The following is a 9,408-nucleotide window of genomic DNA, read 5'->3' as shown; positions in this document are numbered from 1 at the left end:
GTCCCGCGCCCACTCCGGCGTTCACTCGGCGGTCCCTCCGTCGTTACGCGAGCTGCCTCCACTGGACCCGATCCGCACACCGAGGTGTCGTATCGTGATCCGGTGACCAGCTCGACAAGCCCATCGCCCGTCGCGGAGGTGATCCGCGCGCGGCGCGCCACGGGCCGCGCCGACGGTCACCGCCTGGTGCTGGTGGTGGAGGGTGGCGGCAGCCGGGGCGTGTACTCCAGCGGCATGGTGTCCGCGCTGGAGGAACTCGGGCTCGCCGGGGTGTTCGACGCCGTGTACGGCACATCGGCGGGCGCGATCAACGGCGCCTGGCTGCTGTGTGGGCGCGCGATCCCCGGCATGCGCTCCTGGACCGATCCGGAGATCATGCGCCGCGCCGTCGACCCGGCCAGGCTCCTGCGCGGACGTCCGGCGTTCGATCTGCGGTACCTCGTGCACCAGGTCTACGACGGCGTCGAACCGATGGATTTCGCCGCCATCCTGGCCAACTCCACGACCTTCCATCCGATCGCCACCGATATCCGGACGGGCCAGGCGGTCGATCTGCACCCGCACATCACCGACAAGCGGACGCTCATGCGTGCGTTGCGCGCGTCGGCGGGCCTGCCCATCCTGGCCGGGCCCCCGGTCGCCCTCGGCAGTTCGGCGTACTTCGACGGCGGTCTCTCCGAGACAGTGCCGATTCGCACCGCGGTCCGCGCGGGCGCCACCCATGCTTTGGTCCTGCGTACCCGGAGGGCGGACGAGAAGCGCCCGCCCGCGTCGCGCCTGCACCAGATCATCGGCGGCGGCTATCTGCGCGCCGTAGCCCCCGGCGCGTACCGGGCCTGGCTCGAACGCCCGCGGCAGCAAGACCTCGAGGATCGGGCACTCGCCGAACTGGGCAACTCCGTCCTGCAGATCCACCCGCCCCTCGGCTCTCCGGACGTCGACAGCGCCGCCCGCGACACCACACTGCTCGCCAGGGCGCTGCAAATCGGCCGCACAGCCGTGCTCGGCGCGCTCTCCGCCGTCATCCCAGCCGTCTCCGACCGACCTGAGCCCACTGCCGCTCCGGAGGGCGCTCGGTAACCTTCCCGGATCGGTGGTTCACCGCGGGTCGGTTCAACGGCGCAGCGCGGTGGTGACCCGCTGAGGCCGGACGAATCAACGAGCGCGGGCGTAAATGACCATTCGATGCCGCTGCGCGGAGTCGTTCAGGCGATGTGGACGCGCACGCCGCCGGAGAGCACGAAGTCGTGCAGTTCCAAGTGGTCGGGGGTCGCCGCTCGGGGCAGGTCGAACACGAGCTGGGTGGTGGCGGATTGCCCGGGGCGCAGTTCGAAGGAGTAACCGAGGCGCTGTTGGGTGTTCTGCCACATGGTGGCGGTGGCGTTGTGGTCGAAGGGCGTGTTCTGCGCGTCCAAGAGGCGTTGGCCCATCGGCAGGAACCACTTCGTTTCGTCGGAGATATTCCGAACGGCCAGCGTGACGATCAGGAACGAGCCCGCGGCTCGCTGCAATCCGATTCGTGCCACGCCCGCGTCGACCTTCGTCACGACGAATTCGAATTTCCCGTCGCGCACGGGACTGCCCACCGGCGCCACGGCGGCCGGATCGGACGCACGGTCGTCCCCGGGTGGCCCGGGATTCTCCACCGCCACCGCCGAGGGCGGCAAAGTGGGCGCTGGCGCGCCGGAGTCGCCGGTCCTGGTTCCTGACGCGATCAACGCGACGCAGCCCGCCGCGAACGCGAACGGCGCGAGGAATACCACGATCAGCGCGCCGATCAACTTCGACAAGAGACTCCGGCGGCGGCGCGGCCGCCGACGCGGGACCGGGACGCCCGGGCGATGCTGTACGACGGGCGGGCCCGGACGCTGGACCGCAGGGAAGACCTTTCGCGCCGGCACACGATACTGCGGCGCGGCCGGACGAGGCTTCGGGGGAATCACGCGAGCGAGCAATCGTTCCGGCCAACCCGGTTGTCCGCCCCGGGCCGGTCCGGCGGGGTACGGCCCGTTCTGGTACCACCGCCGGTCGGCCGGATACGGCTGTCCTGCAATGGGATAGCCGGTGGCCGCAGGCGGGCGCTGTACACCGCCGTATCCCTGCGTCGCTGAGCCCGGACTCGAAACATGCCGATACGGCAGAGGATTGGGCGTGACCGTCGACCAGTCGAGCTTCGTGGCCACAAGGGTCGGCGTAGGGGCGGGGTTCGGCAGGATTTTTGTCGGGTCAGGCGTTCGCCGTGATGGTTCCGAACCCGCGGATGCGGATGGGGACTCGTCGGCCACAGCGGCTTCCGAGTCCGTTCGCGGCGAAACGCGTTCCTGAGCAGCGGGGTTCGCTGGATCATCGACTGCGGCGCCGTGCGGGTCGACCCCCGGGGGCGGCACGGAATCCACACCGGCCGACAGCTTCGCCGCCGGACGATCCGAGCCGTACGGCGTTGCCGGCACGGCCTGCGGCTTCGGAGCAGACGCGCCGATCGCGGCTCGCGCGGCTGCGGCGAATGCTCCTGCGGTGGGAAATCTTTCGCTCGGTTCCTTGGCCAGACCGCGAGCGATGACGGCGTCCAGCGCGGCGGGGACGGCGGCGCACACCGAACCGGCTCGTGGGGGCGTCACCATCAGGTGGGCATGCATCTGCTGCGCGGGATCGGTGTCGCCGTAGAGCCGGGAGCCGGTGAGGCATTCGTAGAGTACGCACGCCAGCGAGTAGACGTCGGCGCGTCCGTCCACCTTTCCACTGAACCGCTCCGGGGCCATGTAGGCGAGGGTGCCGATCGCCATGCCGGTGGTGGTCACGGCCGTCTGACCGAGCCCGTGCGCGATACCGAAATCGATCAAGTAGGTGAAGCCGCTGGGGTGGACGACGATGTTCGACGGCTTGACGTCGCGGTGCACCAGCCCGGCCCGGTGCGCCACATCGAGCGCGGCGGCGACGTGGCCGATGACGCCGACCGCCACGGCCGGTGACATCGGCCCCGCGGCCACCAGCTTGCCCGCCAGGTCGGCGCCCTCGACGAATTCCATGTCGATATAGAGCCGGCCGTCGATCTCGCCGAATCGGTGGATGCGCGGCACGTGCGGGTCGCGTAACTGGGCCACGGCTTCGGCTTCACGCTCGAATCGCTTGCGGTATCCCGGCGCGGCCGCGAGTTCGGCGGGCAGGAGTTTCAACGCCACCCGCCGCGCCGCCACCATGTCGTAGGCCAGCCAGACCTGACCCATGCCGCCCTTGCCGAGCAGTCGCTCCAGCCGGTAACCCCCGAATCGCACCTCCCCCATCGCGAACCTCCAGTCACCGTTGACATCTGGTCGACCCGGCCTCCACCCACGCTCGGTCGACGGAAATCAGCAGCTCACCGCGCCGATACCGAAGAAGTGGCCTCCTTCGGAGCGTAACCGCACCCCGCGTCACGCACCACTGTGTGCTCGACGACAGTCCGGCAACGACCCGCCTACTTACCCGGCTTGCCCTTGCCCTTCGGCTTGTCCTTGCCGTTGCCGTTGCCCTGGTTCGCGTGATCGGGCTTGCCCCGGTCGGGCTTGTCGTCGGAGGCGGGTTGTCCGGACTGGTTCGGTTCGTCGACATTCCCCGCGGCGACACCGCCCGCGGCCGGTGATGCCGGGAGCCAGCTCGACCGGTCCGCCGCCGACGGAGCGCAGGTCAGCACGAGGCCGTCCACGGTGACGTCGTGCACGTCCACCACCGGGTCGCACGGCTGACCAGCGCCGGGCAGGACCAGGGTGGGCGCCGAGATGGGCACCGGCGCCCGCGTGGCCGGTACGTGCGGCGGCGGCGCGGACGGTTCCTGCTTCGGAGACGGGACGGGTGCGGTGTCCGGTCCCGCCTCGGCTGCGTCCGGGCGCCCGAGCCACAGCGACCCGGCGGCCAGCGCGACGAGCGCCGCGAAAGCCACCAGGGCCAGACGCGGTCCGGAAGATTTTGACGCTTCGGGCGCGACGCCGGTCCGGACGACCTCACGCGGCGGCGGGAGCACGAAGGTCGGCACCGACGACGCGAGTTCGACCGTCGCGGCGTCTTGGCCCATCAGGGCCGCGTACCCGGCCGATGCCAGTTCCCCCGCGCTGGACCAGCGCAGGGCGGGATCTTTCGCCATGCCGCGCGCGATCACCGCGTCCAGCGCGGGTGGCAAGGCCGGATGGAGCGCGGAGGCGAGCGGAGGGGTTTGCATCAAGTGGGCGCGCAACATGCGCGGTGGGTCGCCGTCGTCGAACGGCCTTCGTCCGGTGAGGCACTCGAACAGCACACAGGCCAGGGAATACTGATCGGACTGGGGCACCGCCGCCCCGTCGAACCGCTCCGGCGCCATGTAGGCCAGCGTGCCCACCACATTGCCGGTGGCGGTGATCGCGGGCTGGTCGCTGCGCTGCGCGGTGCCGAAGTCGATCAGGTAGGCGGTGCCGCCGGGGGTCACCATGATGTTGGACGGCTTCACGTCGCGGTGCACCAAGCCCGCCCGATGCGCGATATCGAGCGCGGTGGCCGTCTGCACGACGATCTCGATCGCGCGCTCGGGCTCCAGCCGCCCCGTACGCCGCAGCAGCGCGGCCACATCGGAGCCTTCGATGAGCTCCATATCGATGTACAGGCGGCCGTCGAGTTCGCCGAACGAATGGATCTTCACCAGGTGCGGCCCGCGCACCTGGGCGGCCAGCCGAGCCTCTCTGGTGAATCGCTGCCGGAACTTCGGGTCTGCCGCGTACGCGGCGGTCAATACCTTCAACGCGACGGCACGGTCGGCGGTGGTGTCGTACGCGAGCCAGACCTCGCCCATGCCGCCGCTGCCTAGCAGCCGATCGAGGCGGTAGTGGCCGAACCATAGCTCGCCCATGTCGATAAAACCTCCCGCTAGCCTCTTCCTCATGACCGAGCTACCCGAAATCCGCCTGGATACCGCGAAACGCGCAAAAACGGCGCCGCGGCCATCCGATCATGTCGCAGCGAGGCCGGTCGGCGTCGCGGAATTCGGCGTAGTGGTGACGGACGCGCTCGCGGCGGGCTACGGGCGCGGCGGAACGGGCGGACGCTGATGGAGCCGATCGAGATCAACGCGGGCGCCTGGTATCTGCGCGCCCTGCGCGCCGACGACCGCATCGATGACCGCCCGGCCCTGGCCGCGGGCGGCATCACCGAACCGGACTACGTGGCCCGGCGCAGTGCGGGCTGGGCGGAGGAGACGCATTTCTCCTGGGCGGTCTGCGAACCGACCACGGCCGAGTTGGTGGCCGAGATCGGGGTGACGCCTGCGGGCGACGGCACCGCGACGGTGACCGGGTGGGCGCGCCCGGGCTACGAAGCGGCTTTGGATGCCGGGTTGACGTCCGTCCGCCGTTTCGTCGAAGGAGGTTTGGGCCTGCGTCCGGTCATCTCCTGACCACACGCAGACCGCCGCGCTCGAGCAAGGTCAGCGCATGACGCCGGTGCGCCCGGTGGAGCAACGGCGGGGCCGCGCGGCCAGGTGGTGAGCCCGTGCGGCCCTTTTCCGACGGGGATGCGCGCCGGACGGATCCGATGGATGCGACAGCACCAGAACGGAGACGACGAGGTGGGGGCACCGGAACATCCGCTGTCGGTGCACACTCCGCACGTTCTCGGAGAGCGGAGACATGGATGCGAAGTCAGGGGGAGATCCGGTTTCCGGCGCACCCCTTGCCGGGCGCACCGGAATCTCCGGAGCCTCCTGTTCGCGGGCTATTCCAGACCGGCCAAGACCCGATCCAGAGCGTCGACGGCCTCGTCCAGCTCGGCGCCGGTGACCGTCAACGGGGGACGGAACCGGATGCCCCGCTCGCCGGTGCCGAGGATCAGCACCCGCTCCCGCTCGCGCAGCGCGGTGAGCACCTCGTCGCGCAGCCGGGACGACGACAGCGTGATCGCGCACATCAGGCCGCGCCCGCGCGGCTCGCTGACATCGGCGTGCCGGGCGGCGAGCGCGCCCAGACGTTCGAGCAGGTGCGCACCCAGCGGCCGGGACCGTTCGATCAGCTCGTCCCGCTCGAGCACCTCCAAGATGCGCCTGCTGCGCACCATGTCGGCGAGGTTGCCGCCCCAGGTCGAGTTGAGCCGTGAGCTGACCGCGAACACGTTGTCGGGCACCTCGTCCACGCGCCCACCCGCCATGACGCCGCACACCTGGGTCCGCTTACCGAACGCGACCACGTCCGGCGTCAGGCCGAGTTGCTGGTAGGCCCAGGCCGTTCCGGTCATGCCGACGCCGGTCTGCACTTCGTCCAGCACGAACAGCGCGTCGTGCTCGTGACACAGTCGCTGCACGGCTTGCAGGAATTGCGGACGCAGATGCCGGTCGCCGCCCTCGCCCTGGATCGGCTCGGCGATGAAGCAGGCTATGTCGTGCGGGTTTTCCGCGAATGCCCGCCGCGCTTGGGCCAGCGCGCACGCCTCCGCCTCCTCGACGTCGAAGGCGTCGGTGACGTAAGGCGACTTGATACGCGGCCAGTCGAACTTCGGAAAGCGCGCCGTCTTCACCGGATCGGTGTTGGTGAGCGACATGGTGTAACCGCTGCGGCCGTGGAACGCGCCGGTCAGATGCAACACCTTCGCACCGGGTTCCGCTGCCCGCCCGTGGGATTCGTTGTGCCTGCTCTTCCAGTCGAACGCGATCTTGAGGGCGTTCTCCACCGCAAGGGCGCCGCCGTCGATGAAGAACAGGTGCGGTAGCAGCGGATCGCCGAGCACCCGCACGAACGTCTGGACGAAGCGGGCCATCTCGACGGTGTAGATGTCGGAGTTGCTCGGCTTGTTCACCGCCGCGGCGGTGAGTTCGGCCAGGAACTGCGGGTCATCGGCGAGCGCGGGATGGTTCATGCCCAGCGCGTTGGAGGCGAAGAAGCCGAACATGTCGAGGTAGGGGCTGCCGTCGCGTTCGTCGACGAGGCGGCAGCCACGGGAACGGTTGAGGTCGAGTACCAGGTCGAAGCCGTCGGCCAGGATGCTCGCCGACAAGATCTCATGGACCCGGGCGGCGGGGGTGACCGCCGGGCGGGTGCGTTCCAGTTCGATGGTCACGCCCTGAGGGTACGTAAAAATTTACGGAACCTCTACGACCAAGCGGATTAATTACACAGAATCGCTACCTGTCATAGAATGTCTGCAAGATGATGGTGCTCCGGGTGCGCACGTTGGCGGTGGCTCTGATCTCTTGGAGCAACTGCTCGAGGTGCCGCGGAGACGCCACACGCACCAGCAGGATGTAGCTCTCCTCCCCGGCCACCGAGTGGCACGCCTCGATGCCGGGGATGTGCTGCAGCACCGCGGGTGCGTCATCGGGTTGCGACGGGTCGAGAGGAGTGATCGCGACGAATGCCGACAGCAGTTGGCCGAGCGCTTCGGGATCGACGTGCGCGGTGTACCCGCGGATCACACCGCGCGCCTCTAATCGGCGAACCCGGGATTGCACCGCGGACACCGACAGACTCGCCTTCTCGGCCAGGTTGGACAGAGTGGCCCGTCCATCGGCCATCAGTTCACGAATCAACAGGCGATCGATGTCATCGAGTACGGGTCTTGCCGGTGTATCCGCCATCAGCGAAGGCTAACTCAGGCGGCCCGCCTCATGTCCGAAACCTGACCTCCCTTCTCCCGCTACGCGGGACAGAAACGCCGCGACGCGGCCGAAAGGTACGGCGGAACAACACATGACCGAGGTACTCGACACTCAGATCACCCGGCAACTCGCCCTCCGCGCGGATGCCGTGCTGCGCCGATTGGGCACGCCGCCAGCGGAATCCGGCGATCTGCCCGCGCGCACTCCGATCACCGGAGGACAGCTGGGCACGCTGCGGCCCAGCTCGCTGAACGAGGTCGACGCCGCCATCGGCCGGGCCGCTACCGCCTTCCGGGCTTGGCGCAGCGTTCCCGCTCCCGTCCGGGCCGGGGCCGTGCGCAGGCTGGGGCAGCTGCTCACCACGCACAAGAGCGACCTGGCCGAGCTGGTGACGCTGGAGGCGGGCAAGATCCCCGCCGAGGCCGCGGGCGAAGTGCAGGAGATGATCGACATCTGCGAATTCGCCGTCGGCCTGTCCCGGCAGCTGTACGGCCACACCATGCCCTCGGAGCGTCCGGGCCACCGGTTGATGGAGACTTGGCATCCGCTCGGCGTGGTCGGGGTGATCTCGGCGTTCAACTTCCCGGTCGCGGTCTGGGCGTGGAACACGGCGATCGCGCTGGTCTGCGGCGACACCGTGGTGTGGAAGCCCTCGGAGACGACGCCGCTGACGGCGCTGGCCTGTCACGCGTTGCTCCGGCGCGCGGCCGGCGAGGTCGGCGCGGATCCGGAGGTCCATCAGTTGATCCAGGGCGGGAGCGACGTGGGGTCCCGGCTCGTCGACGACGGACGGGTGGCGCTGGTGAGCGCCACCGGCTCGGTCCGGATGGGCCGGTTGGTGGCGCCACGGGTGGCCGAGCGGCTGGGGCGCTGCCTGCTGGAGCTGGGCGGCAACAACGGCGCGATCGTCACCGCGTCCGCCGTTCTCGACCTCGCGGCGCGGGCCATCGTGTTCGCGGCGGCGGGCACGGCCGGACAGCGGTGCACCACACTGCGCCGGGTGATCGCGCACCGTAGCGTGGCGGGCCCGCTGGTGGACCGGCTGGAGCGGGCATACCGGCAACTGGCCGTCGGCAATCCGTTCGACGACGGGGTGCTGGTCGGGCCGCTGATCGACGGCAAGGCCTATACCGGAATGCGCGCGGCGCTGGACAAGGCGGTGACCGACGGCGGCGAACTGGTGTGCGGCGGCGAGCGCGTCGAGGGATTCGGCGAGGACGCCTACTACGTGCGGCCCGCGATCGTGCGCATGCCGGTCCAGACCGCGGTGGTGCGGGAGGAGACCTTCGCGCCGATCCTCTACGTGCTCACCTACGACGACTTCGATCGCGCGATCGCCCTGCACAACGAAGTGCCGCAGGGTCTTTCGTCCGCGATCTTCACCACCGACCAGCGCGAGGCCGAACGCTTCCTCGCCGCCGACGGGTCCGATTGCGGCATCGCGAACGTCAACATCGGCACCTCCGGCGCCGAGATCGGTGGCGCCTTCGGCGGTGAGAAGCAGACCGGCGGCGGACGCGAATCCGGCTCGGACTCCTGGAAGGCCTACATGCGCCGAGCCACCAACACCGTCAACTACTCCACCGAACTCCCCCTCGCCCAGGGCATCGAGTTCGGCTGAACCGGCCGCCGTACCCGGCCCCACCAGGCGATTCGGTAGTTCGCGCCACCCTGTGTAGTGTTGTCCTTACCCAACGCGGGGTGGAGCAGCTCGGTAGCTCGCTGGGCTCATAACCCAGAGGTCGCAGGTTCAAATCCTGTCCCCGCTACTACAGGCCCGGGCCCGTCTTATTCCATCGAACGGCCCGGGAGTTTGATTGACA

General features: G+C 69.5%; 8 protein-coding genes and 1 tRNA gene. 5 read left to right on the top strand and 4 right to left on the bottom strand.

Going from position 1 to position 9,408, the window contains the following annotated elements:
* Positions 1–102: 102 nt before the first annotated feature.
* Entirely contained in the window at positions 103–1,080 is a 978-nt protein-coding gene (locus ACFU5M_RS33215; RefSeq protein WP_379055356.1) for a patatin family protein, read from the top strand.
* 125 nt (positions 1,081–1,205) lie between these two features.
* On the opposite strand, the gene ACFU5M_RS33210 is transcribed toward ACFU5M_RS33215, so the two are convergent.
* Positions 1,206–3,281 (bottom strand): protein kinase, encoded by a 2,076-nt coding sequence (locus tag ACFU5M_RS33210; protein ID WP_379055354.1) that lies wholly within the window; start codon positions 3,279–3,281, stop codon positions 1,206–1,208.
* A gap of 173 nt (positions 3,282–3,454) precedes the next feature.
* On the bottom strand, positions 3,455–4,852 hold the full coding sequence (locus ACFU5M_RS33205; RefSeq protein ID WP_379055352.1) for a protein kinase: 1,398 nt from the start codon (positions 4,850–4,852) through the stop codon (positions 3,455–3,457).
* 31 nt (positions 4,853–4,883) lie between these two features.
* Between ACFU5M_RS33205 and ACFU5M_RS33200 the strand changes: the two genes are divergently transcribed.
* Both ACFU5M_RS33200 and ACFU5M_RS33195 read left to right on the top strand, forming a co-directional pair.
* Complete coding sequence (locus ACFU5M_RS33200) at positions 4,884–5,051, top strand: hypothetical protein (RefSeq protein ID WP_379055350.1); 168 nt, start codon at positions 4,884–4,886, stop codon at positions 5,049–5,051.
* Positions 5,051–5,395, top strand: a complete 345-nt coding sequence (locus tag ACFU5M_RS33195) for a hypothetical protein (protein WP_379055348.1) — start codon at positions 5,051–5,053, stop codon at positions 5,393–5,395. Before ACFU5M_RS33200 ends, ACFU5M_RS33195 begins: the two co-directional genes overlap by 1 nt.
* A 317-nt stretch (positions 5,396–5,712) precedes the next feature.
* On the opposite strand, the gene lat is transcribed toward ACFU5M_RS33195, so the two are convergent.
* Both lat and ACFU5M_RS33185 read right to left on the bottom strand, forming a co-directional pair.
* Positions 5,713–7,047 (bottom strand): L-lysine 6-transaminase, encoded by a 1,335-nt coding sequence (lat, locus tag ACFU5M_RS33190; RefSeq protein ID WP_379055346.1) that lies wholly within the window; start codon positions 7,045–7,047, stop codon positions 5,713–5,715.
* Between the two features lie 64 nt (positions 7,048–7,111).
* A complete protein-coding gene (locus ACFU5M_RS33185) occupies positions 7,112–7,564 on the bottom strand; it encodes an Lrp/AsnC family transcriptional regulator (protein WP_039796222.1) in 453 nt (150 codons plus the stop codon).
* A gap of 112 nt (positions 7,565–7,676) precedes the next feature.
* Here ACFU5M_RS33185 and ACFU5M_RS33180 point away from each other — a divergent pair, with 112 nt between their 5' ends.
* Both ACFU5M_RS33180 and ACFU5M_RS33175 read left to right on the top strand, forming a co-directional pair.
* Positions 7,677–9,206 (top strand): aldehyde dehydrogenase family protein, encoded by a 1,530-nt coding sequence (locus ACFU5M_RS33180; protein ID WP_379055343.1) that lies wholly within the window; start codon positions 7,677–7,679, stop codon positions 9,204–9,206.
* Between the two features lie 74 nt (positions 9,207–9,280).
* A tRNA-Met gene (locus ACFU5M_RS33175) sits at positions 9,281–9,354 on the top strand.
* The last annotated feature ends 54 nt before the right edge of the window (positions 9,355–9,408 follow it).

The sequence above is a fragment of the Nocardia sp. NPDC057455 genome, from assembly GCF_042802775.1.
Lineage (GTDB): Bacteria > Actinomycetota > Actinomycetes > Mycobacteriales > Mycobacteriaceae > Nocardia.
Note: the sequence above shows the minus strand (reverse complement) of the source record. Positions and strands in the feature narration are given on the sequence as shown.

Bases quoted from the DNA above. Each gene is read 5' to 3' on its own strand.
- ACFU5M_RS33210 (WP_379055354.1), bottom strand. From the start codon at position 3,281: ATGGGGGAGGTGCGATTCGGGGGTTACCGGCTGGAGCGACTGCTCGGC.
- ACFU5M_RS33205 (WP_379055352.1), bottom strand. From the start codon at position 4,852: ATGGGCGAGCTATGGTTCGGCCACTACCGCCTCGATCGGCTGCTAGGC.
- ACFU5M_RS33200 (WP_379055350.1), top strand. From the start codon at position 4,884: ATGACCGAGCTACCCGAAATCCGCCTGGATACCGCGAAACGCGCAAAA.
- ACFU5M_RS33195 (WP_379055348.1), top strand. From the start codon at position 5,051: ATGGAGCCGATCGAGATCAACGCGGGCGCCTGGTATCTGCGCGCCCTG.
- ACFU5M_RS33185 (WP_039796222.1), bottom strand. From the start codon at position 7,564: ATGGCGGATACACCGGCAAGACCCGTACTCGATGACATCGATCGCCTG.
- ACFU5M_RS33180 (WP_379055343.1), top strand. From the start codon at position 7,677: ATGACCGAGGTACTCGACACTCAGATCACCCGGCAACTCGCCCTCCGC.